Genomic DNA, 25,985 nt, shown 5'->3' on the forward strand with positions numbered 1-25,985 from the left:
TATCCAGTACGGCGACTACGCCGTCTGGCAGCGCCGCTGGCTGGCCGGTGAGCAGTTACAACACCAGGCTGCCTATTGGCAGCAGATGTTGGAAGGTGCACCCGAGCTGCTAAAACTGCCTGTTGACCGTCAACGTCCGGTACGCCAGGACTTTGCCGGCGCCAGCCTGCCGCTGCAGCTTGAACCGCGCCTGACTGCCGCATTGCGGACCATGGCCCAGCGCCACGGGGTAACGCTGTACATGACCGTGCTCGCTGCCTGGGCAGCCTTGCTCAGCCGCCTGGCAGGCCAGCCCGAAGTGGTGGTCGGTTGCCCGGTGGCGGGGCGCGGCCGGGCCGAGCTGGAGCCCTTGGCCGGGCTGTTCGTCAACACCCTGGCCATGCGTATCGACAGCAGTGCGGCGCCCACCGCCCAAGCGCTGCTGCAACAGGTGCGCAGCCGAGTGCTGGAAGCCCAGGCCCACCAGGACCTGCCGTTCGAGCACGTGGTGGAAATGCTCCGCCCGACACGCAGCCTTGGGCATACACCGCTGTTCCAGACCTCCCTGAACTGGCAGGCCACCGAGGGCGCGGCGTTGCACTTGCAGGGCTTGCAGCTGGAGGCCGTGGCGCAGGCCGCGACAGTGGCCAAGTTCGACCTCACGCTCAACCTGGGCGAACGTGGCGACACTTTGGCCGGCAGCCTGGATTACGCCACTGCGCTGTTCGACGCGGCCACCCTGCAGCGCTACCTGGGTTATTTCGAGTGCCTGTTGTGGGCCATGACTGATGACGACCAGCAGGTGCTGGCGCAGGTGGCGCTGGTCGATGCAGTGGAGCGCCAGGGCTTGCTGCACACCTGCAACGCCACCCAGTACCCGTATCCGCGAGACGCGGCCGTGCACGGCCTGTTCGAGCAGCGCGTCGCCCGTCACCCGCTGGCGGTGGCTGCGGTGCAGGGCGACCAGGCGCTCTGTTATGGCGAGCTGAACGAGCGCGCCAACCGCCTGGCTCACTACCTGATCGCCAGCGGGGTACTGCCGGGGGCCAACGTGGCCATCCTGCTGCCGCGCTCGCTGACGCTGCTGGTGGCGCAACTGGCCGTGCTGAAGTGCGCCGCCGCCTATGTACCGCTGGATATCCATGCCCCCGCTGAGCGCCAGGCGTTCATGCTCGAGGACTGCCAGGCGGCGTTGCTGCTGACCTCCAGCGAGGTTGTGGCTGACTTGCCAGCGCAGCGCATCGAGCTCGATGGCCTGGCGCTCGACTGCCACCCCGTGCATAACCCGGCATTGGCGCAGGATGCCGCCAGCGCCGCGTATGTGATGTACACCTCCGGTACGACCGGCAAGCCCAAGGGCGTGTGCGTGCCGCACCGGGGGATCGCGCGCCTGGTGTTGAACAACGGCTATGCCGAACTGTTGGACAGCGACCGTGTCGGTTTTGTCTCCAACCCCGCATTTGACGCCAGTACCTTCGAAGTCTGGGGCGCACTGCTCAACGGTGGCCAGGTGCGCGTGATCGACCACGCCACGCTGATCGATCCACCGCGTTTTGCCGCGGCGCTGGTGGCGCAGGGGGTCAGCGTGCTGTTCCTGACCACCGCGCTTTTCAACCAATACGTGCAACATGTACCCGATGCACTGGCCACGCTGCGCGTGCTGATCAGCGGTGGCGAGCGAGCCGAACCGGCAGCCTTCCGGGCCTTGCTGCAACGGGCGCCGGGGTTGCGTTTGCTGAATGGCTACGGGCCAACCGAAACCACCACCTTCGCGGTTACCTGCGAGGTCCGCGACTTGGCAGACGATGCCGCCCAGGTGCCCATTGGCCGGCCTATCGGCAATACTCAGGTGTATGTGCTGGATGCCTGGCAACGGCTGGTACCGCAGGGTGTGGTCGGGGAGCTGTACATTGGCGGCGACGGCGTAGCCTTGGGCTACCTTAACCGTGCCGAACTGACGGCTCAGCGCTTCATCGACGACCCCTTCAGCACTCAGCCCGGCGCCCGGCTTTACCGCACGGGCGACCTGGTGCGCTGGCGCGGCGATGGCCAGCTGGAGTGCCTGGGGCGCAATGACGACCAGGTGAAGATCCGCGGCTTCCGCATAGAACTGGGCGAGATCGAGCAACAGTTGGCCCAGGCCCCGGGTATCGGCGATGTGCTGGTGATGGCCATTGCCGATGAGCCTGGGCCCTTGCGCCTGGTGGCTTGGTACACCCGCAAGGACGCTACACTGGATGCCCTGCAGCTGCGCAGCTACCTGCGCGGCCGGTTGCCGGAGTACATGGTGCCATCGGCCTTCGTCGCGCTGGCGCGGATGCCGCTGAACCGCAACGGCAAGGTCGATCGCCAGGCCCTGCCTGCTCCGGGCGCGCAAGGCTTTGCCGTGGCCGCGTTCGAGGCGCCTGAAGGCGAGCGCGAGCAAGCCTTGGCGGCGCTGTGGGGGGAGTTGCTCGACATGCAGCCGATCGGCCGCCACGACCGCTTCTTCGAACTGGGTGGCCATTCGCTGCTGGCCATGCGCATGCTGGCCCAGGTGCGCCAACGCCTGGGCCATGAGCTGGCCCTGGCCGACCTGTTCGCCGACGACACGCTGGCCGCCGTCGCCGCTTGCCTGGTGCGCGAGGGCCAGGCGTTGCCAGCCATTACGCCCATGCCACGCGAAGGCCGGCTGCCGCTGTCGTTCGCCCAGCAGCGCTTATGGTTCCTGGCCCAGTTGCAAGAGGCCAGCGCGGCCTATCACATCCCCATCACCTTGCGCCTGCACGGCCCGCTGCAGCGTGCGGCGCTGGAGCAGGCGCTACACCGGCTGATCGAACGGCACGAAAGCCTGCGCAGCCATTTTGTCGAGCAGGACGGCGAGCCGCATGTGCAACTGGCACCTGACAGCCGCAGCTTCAGCCTGGTTTGGCAGGGCTGCCCGGGGCTGGACCCGCCGGCGCTGGAAGTATTGCTGCGTGAAGAAGCCGGCCGGGCCTTTGCCTTGGCCCGCGACCTGCCGATACGCGGGCGGGTGCTGCAACTGGCCCAGGACCACCACGTGCTGTTGCTGACCTTGCACCACCTGGTGGCCGACGGTTGGTCGCTGGGCGTGCTGGTCGGGGAACTGGGTGAACTCTACCAGGCCTTCAGCACCCACCAGCCTGACCCGCTGCCCGCCTTGCCGGTGCAGTACCTCGACTACGCCTTGTGGCAACAGCGCTGGTTGAGTGGCGCGGCCTTGCAACAGCAGGCTGACTACTGGGCCGCACAACTGCGCGATGCACCGGCACTGCTGAGCCTGCCTTGGGACCGGCCGCGGCCGGAGCGCCAGCAGTACGCCGGCGACAGTGTCGCACTGTGCCTGGACCCGCGCTTGAGTAGCGAACTCAAGGCGGTGTGCCGGCGCCATGGCGCAACCCCGTACATGCTGTTCATGGCTGCCTGGGCGGTGTTGCTGGCCCGCCTGGCCGGCCAGGACGAGGTGGTGATCGGCTCACCGGTCGCCAACCGCCAGCAGGCGGAGGTAGACGGGCTGATCGGCATGTTCGTCAACTCCCTGGCACTGCGCCTGGATGTGTCGGGTGCGCCGGATGTGGCAACGTTGCTGGCCCGGGCCAAGGCGGTGGTGCTGGCGGGGCAGGCGCACCAGGACCTGCCGTTCGAGCAGGTGGTCGAGCTGCTGCGCCCACGGCGCAGCCTGGCGCACACACCGCTGTACCAGGTGTCACTGGACTGGGACGGCAACCCTGGGCACCAGGCGCTGCAACTGGCGGACCTGGCGGTGACTGCACTGGGCGGCCCGGCCACCATCGCCAAGTTCGACCTCAGCCTGAGCTTGGGCGAGCGCGACGAGGGTTTTGTCGGTGGCATCGTCTATGCCACAGCGCTGTTCGACCGGGCGACCATCGAGCGCTTTGCCGGCTACTTCGAGCAAGTGCTGTGGGCTTTTGCGAGCGGCGACCGGGCTGTTCCGGGGCATACCGCGCTGCCCGATGCGCATGAACGCAAGCGCTTGCTGCTGGATTTCAACGATACCGAGGTTGACTACGACCTTGAGCAGACCCTGCACGGCATGATCGAAGCGCAGGTTGTGCGCACGCCGGATGCCGTGGCAGTGCGGGCCGAAGAGGGCGAGCTGACTTACCGCCAGCTCAACGAACAGGCCAACCGCCTTGCACATCATTTGATCGGTCTGGGGGTTAAACCCGACGATCGGGTAGCGATCTGCGTCGAACGCGGGTTGTCGATGGTGGTTGGGTTGCTGGCCATCCTCAAGGCCGGAGGCGCTTATGTGCCGGTCGACCCGGATTACCCGGCAGAGCGCGTACGGCACATGCTGAGCGACAGCGCGCCAGTGGCGGTGCTGGTACATGCGGCTACCCGGCATGTGCCGGAAACCGGCCTGCTGGTTGATCTGGACCAGCCGACCTGGAGTGATCTGCCTGGCAGCAATCCGCTTGTGGCGGGGTTGACCCCGCGGCATCTGGCCTACGTGATCTACACCTCAGGCTCGACCGGCCTGCCGAAAGGGGTGATGAACGAGCATGCCGGAGTGGTCAACCGCTTGCTGTGGATGCAGGACGCCTACGGCCTGGATGCCGATGACGTGGTACTGCAAAAGACCCCGTTCAGCTTCGACGTGTCGGTGTGGGAGTTCCTCTGGCCATTGCAGACCGGCGCCAGGCTGGTCATGGCGCGGCCGGGCGGGCACCGCGACCCCGAGTACCTGCGCGAGGTGATTGCCCGCGAGCACATCACCACCCTGCATTTCGTGCCGTCAATGCTGGATGTGTTCCTCTCATCTGGCCCTACCGCGATCCCTGTGGGAGCGGGCGCGCCCGCGAAGAATCCAACACGGTGTATGGCACCGGCTTCGCCGGTGTTCGCGGCGGTTCGACGCCTCGACGCGCCCGCTCCCACAAGGCCGGCGCATGCCTCGAACAATGCACCGATCCCACGATTGGTCCGCGTGATCTGTTCGGGCGAAGCATTGCCGGGCAATCTGGTACGGCGCTTCCACCACCAGCTGCCAACCGTCGAACTGCACAACCTCTACGGCCCAACCGAAGCCGCCGTCGACGTCAGCGCCTGGCACTGCACCAGCGCCCCCGACAACACCCCCATCGGCAAACCCATCGCCAACACCACCCTGTACATCCTCGACGACCAGCAACAACCGGTCCCGCAGGGCGTTGCGGGCGAGCTGTACATCGGCGGCGTGCAGGTCGCCCGCGGCTACCTGAATCGCGCCGAACTCACTGCCGAGCGTTTCATCGACGACCCGTTCGTACCCGGCGCACGCCTGTACCGCACCGGCGACCTGGCCCGCCACCTGGCCGACGGCAACATCGAGTACCTGGGCCGCAATGACGACCTGGTCAAACTCCACGGCCTGCGCATCGAACTGGGCGAGATCCAGGCGTGCCTCACCGGCATCGCAGGGGTCAACGAGGCGGTGGTGATCGCCCGCGAACAGCAATTGCTGGCCTACTACACCGGCCAGCAGCATACGCTGGAGGCGTTGCGCGCAGCGTTGCTGAGCCACTTGCCCGCGTTCATGGTGCCAGCGTTGTTCGTACACCTGGACACGCTGCCGTTGAGCCCGAACGGCAAGCTCGACCGCAAGGCGCTGCCAGAGCCCGGTGTGCTACAGGACCGCCCGTTCGAAGCGCCGCAAGGCGCTACTGAAGGCCTGCTCGCAGCCATCTGGGCAGAACTGCTGGACGTTGAGCGGGTAGGGCGCCATGACAACTTCTTCGAGCTCGGTGGCCATTCCCTGGCGGCCATTCGCCTGGTCGACCGGCTTAACAAGGCAGGCTTGCAAGCTGCGCTCAACGACGTATTCCAACAGCCCAGCGTTGCGCTGCTGGCAGCCCGGCTTGCCGATAACACCGAGCATGCGCAGGGGGTGGTCACGGTACGCCCGGGTACGGCACAGACGCCGCTGTTCCTGGTGCACGAGTTCACCGGGCTGGATTTCTACTTCCCGGTACTGGGCCAACAAATGGGCGGCGGCTTCGCCATCTACGGGTTGCCCGGTGTACCGGCCGGCCAGCCGCAGCCGCACACCCTGGAGTGCCTGGCACGCCATCAGGTTGAGCAGATGCGCAAGGTCCAGCCGCAGGGGCCGTACCGCTTGGCAGGCTGGTCATTCGGCGGGGTCGTGGCGTTCGAAATGGCCAACCAGTTGTTGGGTGCGGATGAGGCGGTCGAATTCCTCGGGCTGATCGACAGCTATGTGCCGCGCCTGGCCGACCAGGGCAAGGCGCGCTGGTCGGGGCCCCATGCGCTGGAGCGGCAGTTGCTGCTCAACTGCACGACGTTCTGGCGCACGCAGGGGCCGGAGGCTGCCGGCAAAGTCGCGCACTTGCAGCAGTTGGAGGCTGCGCAGGCGGACTTTGCCGGTTTGCTGGCCAGTTGCCGCGAGCACGGTTTCCTCTATGGCTTGTGGGCGAGCATGAGCGATGCGCAACTGCTGCATTACTTCAGCCGTGAACTGGCCCACGGCCATGCCTTGGCGCATTACCGCCCGGCCCCCTTGAACATACCGGTGCACCTGTTCCGCGCCGAGCAGGGCAGTGACAACTTGTCGACGCTAGGTTGGCGCGAGGCACTGCCGACCCAGCCGCTGCTGATCGTGGAGGTGCCGGGTGACCACCGCAGCCTGATGCAGGCGCCTCACGTGGCAACCGTGGCGCAAGCCTTGACCCAGGCGCTTGCCAGGTGCCCGGTTGCGGCAACGCCGGGCTATGCCGGGCAGGTTGCCATCCAGACCGGGCAACCCGGCCATGCGCCGCTGTTCTGTGTACCGGGGGCCGGGGACAGCGTCACCAGTTTCATTGGCCTTGCCGAAGCGCTGGGGCCGGAATGGCCGTTGCATGGCCTGCAAGCCCGTGGCCTGGACGGTGGCAGCGTGCCGCACGGCACGGTGGAAGCCGCAGCCGAATGCCATGTGCAGGCGATCGAAGCGTTGTACCCGCACGGCCCGCTGAACCTGGTCGGGCACTCGTTCGGTGGCTGGGTGGCACATGCCATCGCCGCCAGGTTCGAAGCCAAGGGCCGGTCGGTACGCTCGTTGACCCTGATCGACAGCGAGGCACCGGGTACCGACAGCACCTGTGGCCAGCCATACACATTCGGCGAGGCCTTGCTGCGGCTGGTCGAAGCGCTGCAGCTGGCCACGGGCAAGGCCTTGGGTATCGACCCGGCTGCTTTCGCCCTGGCGACGGATGACCAACAGTTGCAGCAGTTGCACGCCGGCATGGTGCGCAACGGGCTGTTGCCCGCACGCTCCACGCCTCGGGTGCTGGATGGCACCGTGCGCACCTTTGCCACGGCACTGCGCACGGTTTACCGGCCGACACTGACGTACACCGGGCCGGTGGGCCTGGTATTGGTGGATGACCCGCAACTCGATGCCCTGGGCAATGCCCGCGAGCATGCGGCGATGCAGGAGGGCTGGCAACAACTGATGCCACAACTGGCGCTGTGGCAGGGGCCGGGGGACCACTTCAGCATTTTGAAAGTGCCGGATGTGTTCAGCCTGGCAGCCTGGTGGCATGACGGCCAGGCACTGCAGCACGGCAAGGTTAGGCAATAACCATGAGCCAGCACCGATCGTGCAGATAACAGCGGTCATTGTGGGAGCGGGCATGCCCGCGAAGCAGGCAACGCGGTGGCTGGCACCGGCAGTGCCGGTGTTCGCGGGACAAGCCCGCTCCCACAGGTGCCATTGCATCCGAATTACAGAGGAAAGTGAGTGTTCATGGACAAATCCAGATTCCGCAAGTACAGCCTCGGCCTGGCCGTGGTCATCGTCGCCGGCATCAGCCTGTACGCCATCCAGGCGCCGGCCAAGCCACCGCAATACATCGCCGCCACCGTCGAGCGTGGCGATATCGAGAACGCGGTGCTGGCCAGCGGCATGCTCGAAGGCATCAAGCAGGTGGATGTCGGTGCCCAGGTGTCCGGCCAGCTGAAGTCGCTGAAGGTCAAGCTCGGCGACAAGGTCAGCCAGGGCCAGTGGCTGGCCGAGATCGACCCGCTGGTGTTGCGCAATACCCTGCGTCAGGCCGAGGTCGATGAGGATAAACTGCAGGCCGAGCGGCGATCGACCATGGCCCAGCTCAAGCAGGCCCGGCGCGTGTATGAACGCTACCGCGAGCTGCAGGCCGACGAATCGGTGTCGCGCCAGGACTTCGAGAATGCCGAGTCGCAATACGAAGTGCAGCAGGCTGCCGTCCGCTCGCTGGATGCGCAGATCCAGAGCGCACGGGTAGAAATCGATACCGCCAAGGTCAACCTGGGCTATACCCGCATCAACGCGCCGATCACCGGCCATGTGGTGGGCATCGTCACCCAGGAAGGGCAGACCGTGATCGCCAACCAGCTGGCGCCGGTGCTGCTCAAGCTGGCCAACCTCGACACCATGACGGTCAAGGCGCAGGTGTCGGAAGCCGATGTCATCCACATCACCCCTGGCCAGGCGGTGTATTTCACCATCCTCGGCGAAGACAAGCGTTACTACGCCAGGCTGCGCGGTACCGAGCCCGCACCACAGAACTACGCGCAAAGCAGCGACAAGAACGAAGGCAGCAGCGGCAAGCCCAGTGGCGCGGTGTTCTACAACGCCTTGTTCGAAGTGCCAAACCCCGACCACCGCCTGCGTATTTCCATGACTGCCCAGGTGCATATCGTGCTCGACACCGCCCAGGCCGTACTCACCGTGCCGGTTGCCGCGCTGGGCGCGCGCAATGGCGATGGCAGCTTCCCGGTGCGGGTGCTGGATGCCAAGGGTTTCGCCCAGGTGCGCAACGTGCAGGCGGGCATCAACAACAACGTCAAGGTGCAGATCAAGGACGGCCTGGCCGAAGGCGACCGGGTAGTGATTGGTGAGCCGGTGTCTGGCGAAACGGGGGCGTGAGCATGAACATGAATGTGCAGCCGAGTGCAGGGATGGCGGTTACCGGTGTGCATAACGAGCCGTTGTTGCGCTTGCAGGGGGTGACACGCAGCTTTCAGGCCGGCGACCGCGAATTCCTGGCGCTGAAAGGCATCGACCTGCAGATCGACAGCGGCGAACTGGTGGCGATCATCGGCGCTTCCGGGTCGGGCAAGTCGACCCTGATGAACATCCTTGGCTGTCTGGACAACGCCAGCAGCGGCAGCTACCAGGTAGGTGGCCAGGAAACCCGTGAACTGGACGACGACGCCCTGGCGGCGTTGCGCCGCGACCACTTCGGCTTCATTTTCCAGCGCTACCACCTGCTGCCGCACCTGGATGCCCTGCACAACGTCGAGATTCCGGCGGTGTATGCCGGTACACCCCAGGGCCATCGCCATGTGCGCGCGCGCGAGTTGCTGACCCGACTAGGCCTGCAAAGCCACCTGGAGCATCGCCCCAGCCAACTGTCGGGCGGCCAGCAGCAGCGGGTGAGCATCTGCCGGGCGTTAATGAACGGTGGCCAGGTGATCCTTGCCGATGAACCGACCGGCGCCCTCGACACCGCCAGCGGCAAGGAGGTGATGAACATCCTGCTGGAACTGCACGCGGCCGGGCACACGGTGATCCTGGTGACCCACGACCCCAAGGTGGCCGCGCATGCCGAACGCATCATCGAGGTCAGTGACGGGCAGATCGTCGGCGATCGGCGCAGCCCCGCACCGCCCACGCCTGCCGCGAAGCCGGAAGCTGCGCCCCAGGCACAAGGTACACGCCGCGTGCTAGTACGCCTGGGCATGTTCCGCGAGGCGTTCAAGATGGCCTGGATTGCGCTGATTTCGCATCGGATGCGTACCTTGCTGACCATGCTCGGGATCGTCATTGGCATCACTTCGGTGGTGTCCATCTCGGCGATTGGCGAAGGTGCCAAGGGCTATGTGCTCAAGGACATCCAGGCCATCGGTAGCAATACCATCGACATCTATTCCGGCAGCAACTTCGGTGACAGCCGGGCCAAGACCATCGAAACCCTGGTACCTGCCGATGTCGCGGCACTGAACGAACTGTACTACGTCGACAGCGCCACCCCGGTGATCGGCCAGAGTACGCTGGTGCGTTACCGCAACCTGGATGTGGACGTTCAGCTCAACGGCGTCAGTGAGCATTACTTCCAGGTTCGCAACATCCCGCTGGCAGCCGGCATCGTGTTCAGCGCCGACGACGCGCGCCGTCAGGCGCAGGTGGTGGTGATCGACCACAACACGCGCAAGCGCCTGTTCGGCCCGAACATCGACCCGCTGGGGCAGGTAATCCTGGTTGGCAATCTGCCGTGCACGGTGATTGGGGTAACGGCCGAAAACAAGAACCTGTTCGTCGCCGGCAATCAGCTGAACATCTGGGTGCCCTACGAAACCGCCGCCGGCCGGGTGCTGGGGCAACGGCACCTGGACAGCATCAGCGTGCGCATCAAGGACGGTGTGCCGAGCAAACGGGTGGAGGAAGAGGTGACCCGGGTGATGCTGCAACGCCATGGCACGAAGGATTTCTTCACCAACAACCTCGACAGCATCATGCAGACCGTGCAGAAGACCAGCCGATCGCTGACCCTGTTGCTGTCGCTGATTGCGGTGATTTCGCTGGTGGTGGGTGGCATCGGGGTGATGAACATCATGCTGGTGTCGGTAACCGAGCGTACCCGCGAAATCGGCATTCGCATGGCGGTGGGGGCGCGGCAATCGGACATTCGCCAGCAGTTCCTGGTGGAGGCGGTGATGGTGTGCCTGTTTGGCGGGCTGGTGGGGATCGGCTTGTCGTATGGGGTGGGGTATCTGTTCGAGCTGTTCGTGAAACAGTGGGAGATGGTGTTTTCACCAGCGTCGATCGTGATGGCGTTTGCCTGCTCGACGCTGATCGGCGTGGTATTCGGGTTTGTACCGGCAAGGAACGCGGCGCGGCTGGACCCGATCGAGGCGTTGGCCCGGGATTGAAGCAGGCCTCTTCGCGGGCTTGCCCGCGAAGAGGCCGACGCAGGAAACGCCAGTCAGCCCTCGGCATACATCCAGCGCATCAACGAATGCCGACCACTGATGCCCAGCTTGATCGCCGCCCGACGCAGGTAGCTTTCAACCGTGTTCACCTTGAGCGCCAGCCGCTCAGCCTGCTCTGGCGCAGTATGCCCGGCCAGCAACCCCAGGCACACCTGGCGCTCGCGCCCGGAAAGCTTGAGCCCTGACTGCGCCAGCCGCTCGACAAAGCGCTGCTCGAGGTTTTCCTTGGTGTGCCGCTCCGGGCCAGGCTGCAAGGCATCGACATGCTTCTCCAGCATTGGCAACAACAGGGGTGAAATCGCATCCAGGCGGCTACGTTCGAAGGTTGAAAAACCATAGGTTGAGTCGGCACGTATTACCTGTATTTCCAGGCGTGCATTGCCTTTATGGCAAATCCGGTGCAAGCGCGAAGGGTCGCTGAAGTCGCCTTCCGGCTGTGCGTACGAGGAAAACACCGTTTCATCGAGCAGCAACGATTCGCAGGGCATGCCTGGCAACTGGCGGATCTGCGTGGCGTCGATGGACAGGTGGGCCTGGATCAGGTCGTGCAGCATGCGGGGGAACTGGCGGCTGCCGGTGCTGGCAATGACTTTGCCAATCTGCGGGTAAAGCTGGTTCGAATTCATCGTATCGTCCATGAAGGCCAGTAATGGTGATCCCGCCGCGGGTTCGCCAGCCGCATCCTGGGCTTGCGACGGGAGGTGCTTGGTATCCTAGTACAACGAATGAGTGACGGTTAAATGAAGTGGCGATCATGGCATTATAGTGGCACTTTGTGTGAGCGGCTGGCGCACTGCGGGTTGTCGGGTATGATGCCGCCCTCCATCTTTGTCACGAGGTTTGTTGCAATGTCCCTGAGTGCTGAACAGATTGGCGAATTCCGCGCCTTCGCCGAGCAACTCGCCGATGCTGCCGCTGTGGCGATCAAGCCATACTTCCGCGCCAGCCTGGATGTCGAGGACAAGGGCGGACGCCTGTACGACCCTGTGACCGTGGCGGACAAGGCAGCTGAGGACGCCATGCGTGAGTTGATCCAGGCACGCTACCCAGAGCACGGTATTCTGGGTGAAGAGGCCGGCGTTGCTATCGGCAGTAGCCCGTTGACCTGGGTGCTCGACCCGATCGACGGTACCCGTGCTTTCATCACCGGCCTGCCGCTGTGGGGCACGTTGATTGCCCTGAATGATGGCACGCGCCCAGTGGTTGGCGTGATGAATCAGCCTTTCACCGGCGAACGCTTTGTCGGCACCCCTGAAGGCGCCTGGCGCAGCGGTACGCCACTGAAAACCCGTGCCTGTGCCGACCTGGCCTCGGCCACGCTGATGTGCACCACGCCGGACATGTTCGACACCGCAGAACGCAAAGCCGCGTTCGAGTCCGTTGCCGGCAAGGCGCGCCTGATGCGCTACGGTGGCGATTGCTATGCCTACTGCATGCTGGCGTCCGGGTTTGTCGATGTGATCGTCGAGGCGAGCCTGCAGCCGTATGACGTGCAGGCACTGATGCCAATAATTGAAGGGGCGGGTGGGGTGATTACTGCCTGGGATGGCAGCAGTGCGCAGAATGGCGGGTGTGTAGTGGCTTGCGGTGACCCGGCGCTGCACGCGCAAATGGTTGAGATGCTGCGCCACGCCATGTAGTGCATTGTTAGCCTGCACTGGCCCCTTCGCGGGCTCGCCCGCTCCCACAGGTTCACCGCAGATACTGCGGCCTGTGCAGTCCCTGTGGGAGCGGGCGAGCCCGCGAAGAGGCCGGTGCAGGTGTCCAGAATCCTCAACCGCCGCACTTTTTCCGGTTTTCGGGCTCTATGCTTGGCCAGGCTGCACTGACTCCCGGTGCGGCCGCCGAATATCGACCCGGTGCCGATGGTTGCAAGCTACCCGAATTTCCTCCCACGCCTGCTGCTGGCAGGCGCCCTCACATGCCTGTGCGCCTGCACCCAGGAGCAAGGCCGCGATATGCTCAGCCAGTTCGGTAACGGCAAACCCAGTGAGCTGTTCCAGACCAGCGTCGACCGCCTGGCCACGCTGTCGATGCGCGACAACCTGCAAAGCCTGTACCTGCTGATGAACAAGCTGTACCTGCGCAACCCCAACCAGTGGAAGCTGTCGGGCTACGTGGATGCGGCCACGGCCGAGCGCCAGATCCGCATGGCCATCGAACAACACCAGCCACTGCCGCAACTCGGTAACCGGCGTGACCTCGCGGCATTGAGCTACGCCCTGAGCGCGGAGTTTCGCGGCGATCGGGTTGGTGCCTTCATCTATGCCATCGGCAGCATGCTGATCACCGCGCATGGCGGGCGTAGCGAGTTTTACATGACCGATGCCCTCGACCCGCTGTTCATCAACAACGCGGCGCGCAATATCGAAAAGGCCACCTGGATGCTCAGCCAGCGGCAGGACGCCAATGGGGTATTGCTGCTGTTCTCCAACGAGATATCAGAAGAGGGCAGCAACCTGAGTTTTGCCGTGGAGTTTGGCAAGATCGTGGCGCGGCTGGATCTGTTGGCCGAATTGCTGGATGAGCGCTATCGGCGGATTGGCCTGAATTACGCGCAAAGCCTCTTGCTGATGAACTTTCTGCCGGTGCAGTAAATTCGCAGCAATGCCTACACCAGTATCAGCGAGTGCGCAGAGATCCCAGCAATGGCTGAAACTCATCCAGCAACCACTCCCGTAACCGCCGGCAACTGGCGTCGTGCTCCTTGTCTTCGTTAAATGCCAGGAAGTGGAAGGTATCTTTCAATACCAGTTCCTGTTCCACGGGTCGTACCAGCAGCCCTTGCGCCACCAGCGGTGCAATCAGGTGATGCCAACCCAGCGCCACACCCTGGCTCCCCAATGCCAGCTGCACCAGCAAGTTGTAGTCGTTGGCATTGAAAAAGTGCGGCGCGGTATTGGCACGGCTTTTCAGGTCGACATCGTGAAAGGCCAGCCACACGTTCCAGTCCACGTGTTCGGCCACCTGTGAGCGGCCATAGGGGCTGAGGTTCAGCAACGTGCCATCGCGCAGCCCAAGCAGGGTGCGTACTTCAGGGTGTTGCACCAGGTACTGCGGCGTGCACACCGGGTAGATCACGTCGTGGTTGAGCTGGTGGGAGCTGTAGCCCGCCTGCACTTTCCCCAGCTTGGTGATGTAGATATCCGGGCGCACTCCTGGCTCCATCGACAGAAAGTTCTGGGTGGTCACCAGGTTGATGTCGATGTCCGGGTTTTCGTCGAAAAACTTCGGCATGCGCGGCCCCAGCCACAGGGCGGCAAATGCCGGCGAGCAGCACAGCGTGACTACGTGCTTGGTGTTGGTGTTGCTGCGGATACGCTCTGCCGCCTGGGAGATGTTGACGAACGATAACTGCACAGCATCGAAAAAGATCGAGCCGGCCACCGTCAGCTCTACCGCACGCCCCACACGGGTGAACAACTCGGCGCCCAGGTAGGTTTCCAGCTCCCGGATCTGCCGGCTGACCGCTGCCTGCGTCACGCACAGCGCCTCGGCGGCACGGGTGAAGTTCTGGTACTTGGCGGCGGCGACAAAGACTTTGACCGCGCGCAGCGAGGGCATCTTGATCAGGGTCTGATCGGGTTCGGAGTGTCTGACCATGGGGTGGGGGCGAAGTCCTTCGTCTAGCCAATCCGATGACTCTAGCCTGTTGTGCGACTGTGGGTAAATGCGCAGGGCTCTGCCGCCGGGCTTGGCGCCCGATTGATAACTTCAGGTAATGGTTAGCGCCATACAAATGTCGTTGGACCCGCTTTGGGACAAGGCATAACGTTGAACCACGGCGCGACATTCGAGACATCGATGTCGAAAAAACTTTGAAGCAGGACATTCTGCGTGCCGGTTTTGACTCGCGTTCGAATTTGAACGGACTGCCAACGTACTCGCACTGATCTCTACCCGCCTTATTGAAAGTGCGATGTTTAAAGATTGGTTAATAAGCATAATAAAGAGGGTCGTATGAGCCATGCCGATGAGATTCTTTCGGTAAAAAACATCTTCAAGGTGTTCGGTCCCAACCCGAACATGGCCATGGAGATGCTCCGCAAGGGCGCCGACAAGAACGAAATCTTCAGCAAGACCGGCCACGTCGTCGGCGTGTTCGATGCAAGCTTTTCCGTCAAGCGTGGCGAGATCTTCGTCATCATGGGCCTGTCCGGTTCGGGCAAGTCGACCATGGTGCGGTTGTTCAACCGCCTGATCGAGCCCACCTCCGGCAGCATTCACCTGAACGGCAAGGAAATTACCGGGCTTTCCGACAAGGCCCTGCTCGATGTGCGCCGCAAGGAAATGGGCATGGTGTTCCAGTCTTTTGCGCTGATGCCGCATATGAGCGTGCTGGAAAACACCGCCTTCGGGCTGGAAATTGCCGGTGTGTCGGAAGGCGAACGCCACAGCCGCGCCAGAGAAGCCTTGAGCCAGGTTGGCCTGGCCGGCCACGAGCACAGCTATCCGCACCAATTGTCCGGCGGCATGCAACAGCGCGTGGGGCTGGCCCGGGCGTTGGCTAATGACCCTACCATTTTGCTGATGGACGAAGCCTTCTCGGCCCTCGACCCGCTGATTCGCAGTGAAATGCAGGGCGAGCTGATGCGCCTGCAAGCCGAGCAGCAGCGCACCATCATCTTCATTTCCCACGACATCGAAGAAGCCATCCGCATCGGTCACCGCATCGCGATCATGGAAGGCGGCCGCGTGGTGCAGATCGGCACCCCGCAGGAACTGATCAACGAGCCAGCCAACGACTATGTGCGTACCTTCTTCAAGAGCTTTGACAGCTCGCGGGTGCTCAAGGCGGGCGACGTGGCCAGGTTTGACCCGGCGGTGGTGTGCAAGGTCAACGGCAAGGCCCCGAGCTTCCAGGCCGGCGTGCCGTTCGGTTACCTGGTGGACGAGCGCGGCCAGTTGCTGGGCGTGGTCGATACCGATGCCAGCGGCGCCAGCGCCAGTGAGCGCTACAGCCTGCACGAGCAGCGCCCGGTGTACACCGACACCCCACTGCACGAGGTGCTCGGGGTCGCGGCCGACTTGCCGTACCCGGTACCGGTACTCGACCGCCAGGGTGCCTTCAAGGGCACGTTGTCGAAGAACGAGCTGCTGCAGACCCTGTGCCGCCACTAAATACAAAAGAGGAAAGCCCTCATGTCAGAATTCAGCCTGCTCGACCCGTTCCAGGCGGCCACCATTCCCTTGGGTGACTGGGTCACCGCCACCCTGAACTTCCTGGTGCACAACTTCCGCGAGGTGTTCCGCGCCATTCGCTGGCCGATCGACCAGGTGCTCAATGGCATCGAGTTCACCCTGCAGAGCATCCCGCCCACCATCGGCATCATCCTGTCGTCTCTGCTGGGCTGGCAGCTGGCGGGCAAGCGCATGGCCTTGCTGTGCTTTGTCACCCTCACCTTGTTGGGGCTGATCGGCGTGTGGTCGGAGTCGATGACCACGCTGGCGCTGGTGCTGACCTCTGTGTTTTTCTGCGCGGTCATCGGTATCCCGCTGGGTATCGTCTGTGCCCGCAGCGACCGCCTGGAAAGCATTATCCGGCCAGTGCTGGACGCCATGCAGACCTTGCCTGCCTTCGTTTACCTGGTCCCTGTAGTAATGCTGTTCGGCATCGGCAACGTACCCGGGGTGCTGGTGACCATCGTGTTCGCTTTGCCGCCGCTGGTGCGCCTCACCAACCTGGGCATTCGCCAGGTGCCGGAAGACAAGATCGAGGCCGCCCGCGCCTTCGGCTGCACCCCACGGCAGATGCTGACCCGCGTGCAGTTGCCGCTGGCCACCTCGACCATCATGGCCGGCCTGAACCAGACCCTGATGCTGTCGCTGTCGATGGTGGTGATCGCCTCGATGATTTCGGTCGGTGGCCTGGGCCAGATGGTCCTGCGCGGCATCGGCCGCCTGGACATGGGCCTGGCCACGGTCGGTGGCGTCGGGCTGGTGTTGCTGGCGATCTTCCTCGACCGCCTGACCCAGGCCATGGGCGCGCGCACTAGTGCAGACCCGAGCCTGCGCTGGTACCACACCGGCCCTGTGGGCGTGGTGATGCGCCTGTGTGGTGCCGCGCAACCGCAAGGGCGGCGCAAGACTGCCTGAGCACAGCAAGACTTTTGAGCCACTCGACCTGCCGCACTTGAAGATAAAAATCAGAAAAAGGTAAGCGACGATGCACGAATCCAAGTTCTCCCGCAGCATCCTCAAATGGGCCACGGCGCTGACCTTGGTGGGCGCTGCACTGGGCGCACACGCCTCGGCGGAAAAACCCGGTGATGGGGTGAAGGTAACGCCGATTTTCCCCTCCATCGCTGAAGAACGCTTCCGTGGCGAAGTGGCCATGGAAGGGCTGCGCGAGTTGGGCTACAAGGTCCAGGAGCCGAAGGAGACCGAATACGGCGTGATGATGATGGCGCTGGGCAATGGTGACGCCGATTTCACCGTGCACTTGTGGGAAAAGCTGCACAACGATTTCTATCAGAAAGCCCTGAACGCGACGGGTGGCGATACGATGATAAAGACCGGCAATATCCTGCCGGGCGTCGCCCAAGGCTACTTGATCGACAAGAAAACCGCCGACCAATACAACATCAAGTACATCACTGACCTGAAAAAGCCCGAAATCGCCAAGCTGTTTGACACCGACGGCGACGGCAAGGCCGACATGACCGGTTGCAACCCCGGTTGGGGCTGCGAGCTGGTGATTTCCCACCACATGAAGGCTTACGACCTGGACAAGAGCGTTACCGTCAACCAGGGCTCGTACTTTGCGCTGATGGCCGACACCATCGCCCGCTTCAAGGAAGGCAAGCCGATCCTGTACTTCACCTGGGTGCCCCAGTGGATCGCCAGCGTGCTGGTCGAAGGCAAGGATGTGGTCTGGCTGGAAGTGCCGAAGACCGACCTGCCGGATGGCAACAACGACGTCGACACGATCTACCACGGCAAGAACCTGGGCTTTGCCATCGACAAGGTAGTAGCCGTGCTGAACAAGGACTTTGCCGATAAGAACCCGGCCGCGGTGAAGTTTCTGTCGCAGGTGCAGATCAGCACCGATGACGAGAGCAACCAGAACCTGAAGATGCAGCAGGGCGAGAAGAAGCCTAAAGACATCGAGCGTCATGCCAAAGAGTGGGTTGCCGCCCACCGCCAGCAGTTTGACCAGTGGCTGCAAGCCTCGCGCGATGCCGCGGCGCAGGCCAGCAAGTAACCAGATCCATCAGTGTTGGCTTCTTCGCGGGCTCGCCCGCTCCCACAGGTCCGCCACAGGTTCTGAAAACTGTGCAATGCCTGTGGGAGCGGGCGAGCCCGCGAAGCAGCCAACGCGATTTCCGCTGTTGAGTTAACGCCATGAGCCACTTCGAAAGCATCCTCAAGAACACCAACCTGGCCCACCTGGACCCCGCCATCCGAACCTCACTGTCAATCCCGTGCCAGCGCGTGGCCTTCGTGCTGCGCGAACACTTCTCGATGATGGCCTTCACCGCTGCCATGGACAGCCTGGTCACCGCCAACCTGATGAGTGCCACGCCGTTGTTCCAGGTCCAGGTAGTAGGTGAGGGCGCTCAGGTGATGAGCGACTTGGGCATCGCCCTGCCGGTCAAGACACAGCTGGCCGACCTCGACGTGCAAGGCCTGGACTGCCTGCTGGTGTGTGGCGGCTTCCGCGTGCGCCTGGAAACTGCGCCACAACTGCGTGCCAAGCTGCGTCAGGCCGACCAGTATGGCTGCCGGCTGGGCGGACTGTGGAACGGCGCTTACTTCCTGGCCGAGGCGGGCTTGCTCAACGATCACGACTGCGCCTTCCACCCTGATGGCCGGGCAATGATGAGTGAGCTGTTCCCCAAGGTACGTATCAGCCGCCAGGCCCATGTACTGGACCGTCGACGCATGAGCTGCGCGGGGGCCAGCAGTGCGCTGGACATGATGCTGGCGTTGCTCGAACACTGCGGAGGCGTACCATTGCGCCGGGCCGTGGAGCAGATGCTGGCCTGTGACCGCTCGCGGATAATGAGCGATGCACCGGCCAGCGCACCGGAAATCGACCCCAGCTTGCCCAAAGGCGTACGCCTGGCGCTGGAACTGATGCACGCCAACATCGAAGACCCGATTGGCATTGACGAGATTGCCGAGCATGCAGGGCTGTCCCGCCGCCACCTGGAGCGCTTGTTCCGCCGGCATGTGCAGGCCACGCCGCCCCGGTATTATCTGGAGCTCCGCCTGACCCATGCGCGGCAGTTGTTGCAGCACACCAGCAAATCGTTGACCGAAGTAGCGGTGGCCAGCGGGTTTGTCAGCTTCCCGCATTTTTACCGGCGCTTCCGTGAGCTGTTTGCCATCGCCCCACGCCAGTACCGGGCGCGCAGCCAGGGGTGGGCACCGCAGCAGGAAAACACTGTTCGATAAACGAACACTCGCTGCACGCGTCATGTCCGCTATCCGCCCAACCAATCCCATCGCCGCATTGCCCAACCCCCGTCTTTTTGCTGTAGTGTCCCCATCCACCGGTTGTCGCCTGCCCCCCGCGACCCGCGACCGGCCCGATAAAATGACCGTGACGACCGCAACCACAGCCCACAAGGCCGTAGGAAGCGGCGACCAGAACAATAACGATACCGAGTGCCTTGCCTATGGAAAGCCGCCTGCTGAGCGAACGCAGTAGCGTGTTTCACCACGCTGACCCGTATGCTGTGTCCGATTATGTGAACCAGCACGTAGGCCAGCACTGCATCGGTCTGTCCCGCACCACCCACCCCCAGGCCAGCCTCAGCCACCGCAAATTCGCCGAACTTGATCTGTGCCGTATCAGCTATGGCGGGAGCGTGCGCGTTACCTCGCCGGCGCTGGAAACCATTTATCACCTGCAAGTACTGCTCAACGGCAACTGCCTGTGGCGCGGGCACAAGCGCGAACAGCACCTGGTGCCGGGCGAGCTGCTGCTGATCAACCCGGATGATCCGGTTGACCTGACCTATTCGGAAGACTGCGAGAAGTTCATCCTCAAAGTGCCAACCCGGCTGCTCGATTCGATTTGCGACGAGCAGCGCTGGCACCGGCCCGAAGGGGGCGTGCGCTTCTTGCGCAATCATTACCGGCTGGATGAACTGGACGGGTTCGTCAACCTGCTGGCCATGGTGTGCCATGAGGCAGAGGTGAGCGATTCGCTGCCCAGGGTGCAGGGCCACTACAGCCAGATCGTCGCCAGCAAGTTGCTGACCCTGATGAGCACCAATATCCGCCGCGAAAGCCTGGGTTCGCCAGGCGCTAGCCTGGAGCGGATCATCGACCACATCGACCGCAACCTGAAGCTTGATCTGAGCGCCGAAGCGCTGGCAGAGCAGGCGTGCATGAGCCTGCGTTCGTTGTATGCGCTGTTTGACCGCCACTTGCAGACCACGCCCAAGCACTATGTGCGCCAGCGCAAGCTGGAGCAGGTGCATGCCTGCCTGAGCGACGCGAGCTGTTCGGTACGCAACGTCACTGAGCTGGCCATGGACTATGGCTTCCTCCACCTTGGGCGGTTCTCCGAGGTGTATCGGCAACAGTTTGGCGAATTGCCTTCGGAAACCCTCCGTAATCGGCGCTGAACTTCAAGGGCCTCTTCGCGGGTTCACCCGCTCCCACAAAGTCTTGCACAGGTCCTCAGGCTTGAGGTGAGCCTGTGGGAGCGGGTTTACCCGCGAAGAGGCCCTTGAGCCTTTCACAACGACCTGCACAAAACGGATAACACCCCGCACAAACCGGATATTCCCGCCCAATCCCAGCCCCTAACCTGACCAGGTCTAAACAATAACAATGGAGACCCTGGCCATGTCCCTGGGATTCGACTACCTCAATGCCATGCTCGAGGACGACCGTGAAAAGGGCATCTACCGCTGCAAGCGCGAGATGTTCACCGACCCACGCCTGTTCGACCTGGAGATGAAACACATCTTCGAGGGCAACTGGATCTACCTGGCCCACGAAAGCCAGATCCCCGAGAAAAACGACTTCCTCACCCTGACCATGGGCCGCCAGCCGATTTTCATCGCGCGCAACAAGGACGGTGAGCTCAATGCTTTCCTCAACGCCTGCAGCCACCGCGGGGCCATGTTGTGCCGACACAAGCGCGGCAACCGTTCCAGCTATACCTGCCCGTTCCACGGCTGGACTTTCAACAACAGCGGCAAGCTGCTCAAGGTGAAAGACCCGAGCAACGCTGGCTACCCCGACAGCTTCAACTGCGACGGCTCCCACGACCTGACCAAGGTGGCACGCTTCGAGTCGTACCGCGGGTTCCTGTTCGGCAGCCTGAATGCCAATGTGAAGCCGCTGATCGAGCACCTGGGCGAGTCGGCCAAGATCATCGACATGATCGTCGACCAGTCGCCGGAAGGTCTGGAAGTGTTGCGCGGCGCCAGCTCGTATATCTACGAAGGCAACTGGAAGCTCACGGCCGAGAACGGTGCCGACGGCTACCATGTCAGCTCCGTGCACTGGAACTACGCGGCCACCCAGAGCCAGCGCAAGCAGCGCGAGGCGGGTGACGAGATCAAGACCATGAGCGCCGGCGCGTGGGGTAAGACCGGTGGTGGTTTCTATTCCTTTGACCATGGCCACCTGCTGCTGTGGACCCGCTGGGCCAACCCGGAAGACCGCCCGGCCTTTGAGCGCCGCGACCAGCTGGCCGCCGACTATGGCCAGGCCCGCGCCGACTGGATGATCGGGAACTCGCGCAACCTGTGCCTGTACCCGAACGTGTATCTGATGGACCAGTTCAGCTCGCAGATCCGCGTGGCCCGGCCAATTTCGGTGAACAAGACCGAAATCACCATCTACTGCATCGCGCCGAAAGGCGAGAGCGCCGATGCGCGCGCCAAGCGCATCCGCCAGTACGAGGACTTCTTCAACGTCAGTGGCATGGCCACCCCGGACGACCTGGAAGAGTTCCGCTCGTGCCAGACCGGCTATGGCGGTGGCACTGGCTGGAATGACATGTCGCGCGGCGCCAGGCACTGGGTGGAAGGCGCTGACGAGGCAGCCAGGGAAATCGAACTCGAGCCGTTGCTGTCTGGCGTGCGCACCGAGGACGAAGGCCTGTTCGTGCTGCAGCACAAGTACTGGCAGGACACCATGATCCAGGCCCTGAAGGATGAGCAGCAGCTGATCCCCGTGGAGGCCGTGCAATGAGCCTTTATGAGACCGTGCGCGACTTCCTCTACCGCGAAGCGCGCTTCCTGGACGACGCCCAATGGGACCAGTGGCTGGAACTGTACGCCAGCGATGCCAGCTTCTGGATGCCATCATGGGATGACGATGACACCCTCACCGAAGACCCGCAAAGCGAGATCTCGCTGATCTGGTACGGCAACCGTGGCGGCCTGGAAGACCGCATCTTCCGCATCAAGACCGAGCGCTCCAGTGCGACCGTGCCCGACACCCGCACCTCGCACAACATCAGCAACATCGAGATCGTCGAGCAGGGCGAGGGCAGCTGCCAGGTGCGTTTCAACTGGCACACCCTGAGCTTCCGCTACAAGACCACCGACAGCTACTTCGGCACCAGCTTCTACACCCTCGACCTGCGCGGCGAGCAGCCGCTGATCAAGGCCAAGAAGGTGGTGCTGAAGAACGACTACGTGCGTCAGGTCATCGACATCTATCACATCTGATACAGGGTTTTGCGAGCACTGCCCGGTGCGTCCTGCGACGCGCCGTGGCCCGGCTCGCCCGCGAGGTGCAACATGAGCTACCAGATCGCACTGAATTTTGAAGACGGGGTTACCCGTTTCATCGAAGCCGCCAGCCATGAAACCGTGGCAGACGCTGCCTACCGCCAGGGCATCAACATCCCGCTGGACTGCCGCGACGGCGCTTGTGGTACCTGTAAGTGCAAGGCCGAGGCCGGCCGCTACGACCTGGGCGACAATTTTATCGAAGACGCCTTGAGCGAAGACGAAATCGCCGAAGGCTTCGTGCTCACCTGCCAGATGCGCGCCGAAAGCGACTGCGTCATCCGCATCCCGGCCTCGTCACAGCTGTGCAAGACCGAGCAGGCCAGCTTCGAGGCCGCCATCAGCGATGTACGCCAACTGTCGGCCAGCACCATTGCCCTGTCGATCAAGAGCGAAGCACTGAGCCGATTGGCCTTCCTGCCGGGGCAATACGTCAACCTCAAGGTGCCGGGTAGCGAGCAGAGCCGCGCCTATTCGTTCAGTTCGTTGCAGAAGGGCGGCGAAGTCAGCTTCCTGATCCGCAACGTACCGGGCGGGTTGATGAGCAGCTTCCTGACCAACCTGGCCAAGGCTGGCGACAGCATGAGCCTGGCCGGGCCGCTGGGCAGCTTCTACTTGCGGCCGATCCAGCGTCCGTTGCTGCTGTTGGCTGGCGGTACCGGCCTGGCGCCGTTCACAGCGATGCTGGAAAAGATTGCCGAACAGGGCAGTGAACACCCGTTGCACCTGATCTATGGCGTAACCAACGACTTTGACCTGGTCGAACTCGACCGCCTGCAAGCACTGGCGGCAAGCATCCCCAACTTCACCTACAGCGCCTGCGTGGCCAACCCGGATAGCGACTACCCGCAGAAGGGCTACGTGACCCAGCACATCGAGCCTCGCCACCTCAACGACGGCGATGTGGATGTTTACCTGTGCGGCCCGCCGCCGATGGTCGAGGCGGTGAGCCAGTACGTGCGCGAGCAGGGCATTACCCCGGCCAACTTCTACTACGAGAAGTTCGCGGCTGCGGCCTGACAGCCTCCTTTTATTCCAAGCATTACGCCGACCCTGTGGGAGCGGGCATGCCCGCGAAGAGGCCAGCAGGTTCAACAACTTTGTCTGGTCGAACGCATTCGCGGGCATGCCCGCTCCCACAGGGATTGTGGCGAACCGGAGAGATAGGTATGAACAACAGATTCCAAGGCAAGGTCGCCCTGGTCACCGGTGCCGCCCAGGGCATCGGCCGGGGCGTGTGCTGGCGGCTTAAGGCCGAAGGCGCGCAAGTGGTCGCGGTAGACCGTTCCGAGCTGGTCCACGAACTGGCAGGCGAGGGCATGCTCACCCTTACCGCCGACCTTGAACAACACGCCGACTGCGCCCGTGTCATGGCCAGCGCCGTGGAAACCTTCGGCCGCCTCGACATCCTGGTCAACAACGTCGGCGGCACCATCTGGGCCAAGCCTTTCGAGCACTACGAAGTCGAGCAGATCGAGGCAGAAGTGCGCCGTTCGCTGTTCCCCACCCTGTGGTGCTGCCACGCCGCACTGCCGTACATGCTCGAACGCGGTAGCGGCGCCATCGTCAACGTTTCGTCCATCGCCACCCGTGGTGTCAATCGTGTGCCTTACGGCGCTGCGAAGGGCGGCGTCAATGCGCTTACCGCCTGCCTGGCTTTTGAAACCGCTGGCCGTGGCATCCGCGTCAACGCCACCGCGCCCGGTGGCACCGAAGCGCCACCCCGGCGGGTGCCGCGCAACAGCAACGAGCAGAGTGAGCAGGAAAAACACTGGTACCAGCAGATCGTCGACCAGACCCTCGACAGCAGCCTGATGCACCGCTACGGCAGCATCGACGAGCAGGTCGGGGCAATCCTGTTCCTCGCGTCCGACGAAGCCTCGTACATCACCGGCGTGACCCTGCCGGTAGGGGGCGGCGACCTCGGCTGATCAACACCCCCAAGGCAACAGCTTTCCATCACAACAAAAACAAGAGCGACAGATGCCATGCGAACCCTTGACGTACACCCGATCATCGATAACGCGCGCTTTACCTCGTTCCACTGGATGGTCATGGCCTGGTGCGGCCTGTTGCTGATATTCGACGGCTATGACCTGTTCATCTACGGCGTGGTACTGCCGGTCATCATGAAAGAGTGGGGCCTGACCCCGTTGCAGGCCGGTGCGCTGGGCAGCTATGCGCTGTTCGGCATGATGTTCGGCGCCCTGGCATTCGGCAGCCTGGCCGACCGCATCGGGCGCAAGAAGGGCATTGCCATCTGTTTCGCCTTGTTCTCGGGGGCGACAATTCTCAATGGCTTCGCCAGCAGCCCAAGTGAGTTCGGCATCTACCGCTTCATCGCTGGCCTTGGTTGTGGTGGCCTTATGCCTAATGCCGTGGCATTGATGAACGAATACGCGCCCAAGCGCCTGCGCAGCACGCTGGTCGCGATCATGTTCAGTGGCTATTCGCTCGGCGGCATGCTGTCAGCGGGCGTGGGCATTTTCATGCTGCCGCGTTTCGGCTGGGAGTCGATGTTCTTCGCCGCAGCCGTGCCGCTGCTGCTGTTGCCGGTGATTCTCTACTACCTGCCGGAATCCATCGGTTTTCTGGTGCGCCAAGGCCGTAGCGAAGAGGCGCGCAAACTGCTGAAGCGCCTGGATCCGGACTGCGATGTGCAGGCCGATGACGTGTTGCAGGCGGCGGACCGCAAGGGCGGCGGGGCGTCGGTGCTGGAGCTGTTCCGCAACGGCCTGGCCATTCGTACCCTGGCGCTGTGGCTGGCGTTCTTCTGCTGCCTGCTGATGGTTTATGCCCTTAGCTCGTGGCTGCCGAAGCTGATGGCCAACGCCGGCTACAGCCTGGGTTCGAGCCTGTCGTTCTTGCTGGTACTGAACTTCGGCGGCATGGCCGGGGCGATCCTCGGCGGCTGGCTGGGTGACCGCTACAACCTGGTCAAAGTCAAAGTGGCGTTCTTCATCGCTGCCGCGCTGTCGATCAGCCTGCTGGGGGTAAACAGCCCGATGCCGGTGCTGTACCTACTGATCTTCATTGCTGGCGCTACCACCATTGGTACGCAGATCCTGCTGTATGCCGGCGCCGCGCAAATGTACGGGCTGTCGGTGCGTTCCACGGGGCTTGGCTGGGCATCGGGTATCGGCCGCAACGGCGCCATCGTCGGCCCATTGCTGGGCGGTGCACTGATGGGCATCAACCTGCCCCTGCAACTCAACTTCATCGCCTTCGCCATCCCCGGCGCAATCGCCGCCCTGGCCATGGCCGTGCACCTGGCCAGCGGCCGTCGGCAAGCCCAGGCCGTTGCGGCCCAGGCATAGCGAGAGGCTT

General features: G+C 63.3%; 17 protein-coding genes (1 of these 17 only partly in view). 15 read left to right on the forward strand and 2 right to left on the reverse strand.

The genetic code is table 11. The features are described 5' to 3' along the window. The 3 genes from P0Y58_16005 to P0Y58_16015 form a co-directional block, all read left to right on the forward strand. Positions 1–7,561, forward strand: partial view of an amino acid adenylation domain-containing protein gene (locus P0Y58_16005; GenBank protein ID WEK28412.1) — the 3' portion only. It extends 3,878 nt beyond the left edge of the window; only the last 7,561 of its 11,439 coding nucleotides appear in the window; its start codon lies off the left edge, out of view; its stop codon occupies positions 7,559–7,561. Positions 7,562–7,726: 165 nt separating this feature from the next. Then, on the forward strand, positions 7,727–8,884 hold the full coding sequence (gene macA, locus P0Y58_16010) for a macrolide transporter subunit MacA (GenBank protein ID WEK28413.1): 1,158 nt from the start codon (positions 7,727–7,729) through the stop codon (positions 8,882–8,884). 8 nt (positions 8,885–8,892) lie between these two features. After that, positions 8,893–10,890 (forward strand): MacB family efflux pump subunit, encoded by a 1,998-nt coding sequence (locus P0Y58_16015; GenBank protein WEK33342.1) that lies wholly within the window; start codon positions 8,893–8,895, stop codon positions 10,888–10,890. A 53-nt stretch (positions 10,891–10,943) separates the two neighbouring features. Here P0Y58_16015 and P0Y58_16020 read toward each other — a convergent pair whose 3' ends face one another. Further along, positions 10,944–11,576, reverse strand: a complete 633-nt coding sequence (locus tag P0Y58_16020; GenBank protein ID WEK28414.1) for a helix-turn-helix transcriptional regulator — start codon at positions 11,574–11,576, stop codon at positions 10,944–10,946. Positions 11,577–11,798: 222 nt separating this feature from the next. Between P0Y58_16020 and hisN the strand changes: the two genes are divergently transcribed. Together hisN and P0Y58_16030 are read left to right on the forward strand one after the other, a co-directional pair. Further along, positions 11,799–12,590 (forward strand): histidinol-phosphatase, encoded by a 792-nt coding sequence (gene hisN / locus P0Y58_16025; GenBank protein WEK28415.1) that lies wholly within the window; start codon positions 11,799–11,801, stop codon positions 12,588–12,590. A gap of 225 nt (positions 12,591–12,815) precedes the next feature. Further along, positions 12,816–13,547: a hypothetical protein gene (locus tag P0Y58_16030; GenBank protein ID WEK28416.1), complete on the forward strand. Its 732-nt coding sequence runs from the start codon at positions 12,816–12,818 to the stop codon at positions 13,545–13,547. 25 nt (positions 13,548–13,572) lie between these two features. On the opposite strand, the gene P0Y58_16035 is transcribed toward P0Y58_16030, so the two are convergent. After that, entirely contained in the window at positions 13,573–14,553 is a 981-nt protein-coding gene (locus P0Y58_16035) for a LysR family transcriptional regulator (GenBank protein WEK28417.1), read from the reverse strand. Between the two features lie 357 nt (positions 14,554–14,910). On the opposite strand from P0Y58_16035, the gene P0Y58_16040 reads away from it, so the two are divergent. From P0Y58_16040 to P0Y58_16085, 10 genes are all read left to right on the forward strand, one after another. Next, positions 14,911–16,071, forward strand: coding sequence for a glycine betaine/L-proline ABC transporter ATP-binding protein (locus tag P0Y58_16040; protein WEK28418.1), 1,161 nt, complete (start codon positions 14,911–14,913; stop codon positions 16,069–16,071). 21 nt (positions 16,072–16,092) lie between these two features. Further along, positions 16,093–17,046 carry a glycine betaine/L-proline ABC transporter permease ProW gene (gene proW, locus P0Y58_16045; GenBank protein ID WEK28419.1) on the forward strand — a complete coding sequence of 318 codons (954 nt, stop codon included), beginning with the start codon at positions 16,093–16,095 and terminating at the stop codon, positions 17,044–17,046. A 70-nt stretch (positions 17,047–17,116) separates the two neighbouring features. After that, entirely contained in the window at positions 17,117–18,154 is a 1,038-nt protein-coding gene (gene proX, locus P0Y58_16050) for a glycine betaine/L-proline ABC transporter substrate-binding protein ProX (GenBank protein WEK28420.1), read from the forward strand. A 140-nt stretch (positions 18,155–18,294) separates the two neighbouring features. Next, positions 18,295–19,350 carry a GlxA family transcriptional regulator gene (locus P0Y58_16055; GenBank protein WEK28421.1) on the forward strand — a complete coding sequence of 352 codons (1,056 nt, stop codon included), beginning with the start codon at positions 18,295–18,297 and terminating at the stop codon, positions 19,348–19,350. 224 nt (positions 19,351–19,574) lie between these two features. After that, positions 19,575–20,531 (forward strand): AraC family transcriptional regulator, encoded by a 957-nt coding sequence (locus P0Y58_16060; protein WEK28422.1) that lies wholly within the window; start codon positions 19,575–19,577, stop codon positions 20,529–20,531. Positions 20,532–20,754: 223 nt separating this feature from the next. Next, positions 20,755–22,113 carry a benzoate 1,2-dioxygenase large subunit gene (gene benA, locus P0Y58_16065; GenBank protein ID WEK28423.1) on the forward strand — a complete coding sequence of 453 codons (1,359 nt, stop codon included), beginning with the start codon at positions 20,755–20,757 and terminating at the stop codon, positions 22,111–22,113. Further along, the gene (benB, locus tag P0Y58_16070; protein WEK28424.1) at positions 22,110–22,595 is read left to right on the forward strand and encodes a benzoate 1,2-dioxygenase small subunit; all 486 of its coding nucleotides are present in this window, start codon (positions 22,110–22,112) and stop codon (positions 22,593–22,595) included. Before benA ends, benB begins: the two co-directional genes overlap by 4 nt. A 72-nt stretch (positions 22,596–22,667) precedes the next feature. Beyond that, positions 22,668–23,678 (forward strand): benzoate 1,2-dioxygenase electron transfer component BenC, encoded by a 1,011-nt coding sequence (gene benC / locus P0Y58_16075; GenBank protein ID WEK28425.1) that lies wholly within the window; start codon positions 22,668–22,670, stop codon positions 23,676–23,678. Between the two features lie 149 nt (positions 23,679–23,827). Further along, positions 23,828–24,589 carry a 1,6-dihydroxycyclohexa-2,4-diene-1-carboxylate dehydrogenase gene (locus P0Y58_16080; protein ID WEK28426.1) on the forward strand — a complete coding sequence of 254 codons (762 nt, stop codon included), beginning with the start codon at positions 23,828–23,830 and terminating at the stop codon, positions 24,587–24,589. Positions 24,590–24,646: 57 nt separating this feature from the next. Continuing rightward, positions 24,647–25,975 carry an aromatic acid/H+ symport family MFS transporter gene (locus P0Y58_16085; GenBank protein WEK28427.1) on the forward strand — a complete coding sequence of 443 codons (1,329 nt, stop codon included), beginning with the start codon at positions 24,647–24,649 and terminating at the stop codon, positions 25,973–25,975. The last annotated feature ends 10 nt before the right edge of the window (positions 25,976–25,985 follow it).

The organism is Candidatus Pseudomonas phytovorans, assembly GCA_029202525.1.
In the GTDB taxonomy this organism is placed as follows: domain Bacteria; phylum Pseudomonadota; class Gammaproteobacteria; order Pseudomonadales; family Pseudomonadaceae; genus Aquipseudomonas; species Aquipseudomonas phytovorans.

Excerpts from the sequence above, each read along its gene's own strand:
- P0Y58_16015 (WEK33342.1), top strand. The coding sequence starts at position 8,893 with ATGAATGTGCAGCCGAGTGCAGGGATGGCGGTTACCGGTGTGCATAAC.
- P0Y58_16080 (WEK28426.1), top strand. The coding sequence starts at position 23,828 with ATGAACAACAGATTCCAAGGCAAGGTCGCCCTGGTCACCGGTGCCGCC.
- proX (WEK28420.1), top strand. The coding sequence starts at position 17,117 with ATGCACGAATCCAAGTTCTCCCGCAGCATCCTCAAATGGGCCACGGCG.
- hisN (WEK28415.1), top strand. The coding sequence starts at position 11,799 with ATGTCCCTGAGTGCTGAACAGATTGGCGAATTCCGCGCCTTCGCCGAG.
- benB (WEK28424.1), top strand. The coding sequence starts at position 22,110 with ATGAGCCTTTATGAGACCGTGCGCGACTTCCTCTACCGCGAAGCGCGC.
- macA (WEK28413.1), top strand. The coding sequence starts at position 7,727 with ATGGACAAATCCAGATTCCGCAAGTACAGCCTCGGCCTGGCCGTGGTC.
- P0Y58_16030 (WEK28416.1), top strand. The coding sequence starts at position 12,816 with ATGGTTGCAAGCTACCCGAATTTCCTCCCACGCCTGCTGCTGGCAGGC.
- P0Y58_16060 (WEK28422.1), top strand. The coding sequence starts at position 19,575 with ATGGAAAGCCGCCTGCTGAGCGAACGCAGTAGCGTGTTTCACCACGCT.
- P0Y58_16055 (WEK28421.1), top strand. The coding sequence starts at position 18,295 with ATGAGCCACTTCGAAAGCATCCTCAAGAACACCAACCTGGCCCACCTG.
- benC (WEK28425.1), top strand. The coding sequence starts at position 22,668 with ATGAGCTACCAGATCGCACTGAATTTTGAAGACGGGGTTACCCGTTTC.
- P0Y58_16020 (WEK28414.1), bottom strand. The coding sequence starts at position 11,576 with ATGAATTCGAACCAGCTTTACCCGCAGATTGGCAAAGTCATTGCCAGC.
- P0Y58_16040 (WEK28418.1), top strand. The coding sequence starts at position 14,911 with ATGAGCCATGCCGATGAGATTCTTTCGGTAAAAAACATCTTCAAGGTG.
- benA (WEK28423.1), top strand. The coding sequence starts at position 20,755 with ATGTCCCTGGGATTCGACTACCTCAATGCCATGCTCGAGGACGACCGT.
- P0Y58_16035 (WEK28417.1), bottom strand. The coding sequence starts at position 14,553 with ATGGTCAGACACTCCGAACCCGATCAGACCCTGATCAAGATGCCCTCG.
- proW (WEK28419.1), top strand. The coding sequence starts at position 16,093 with ATGTCAGAATTCAGCCTGCTCGACCCGTTCCAGGCGGCCACCATTCCC.
- P0Y58_16085 (WEK28427.1), top strand. The coding sequence starts at position 24,647 with ATGCGAACCCTTGACGTACACCCGATCATCGATAACGCGCGCTTTACC.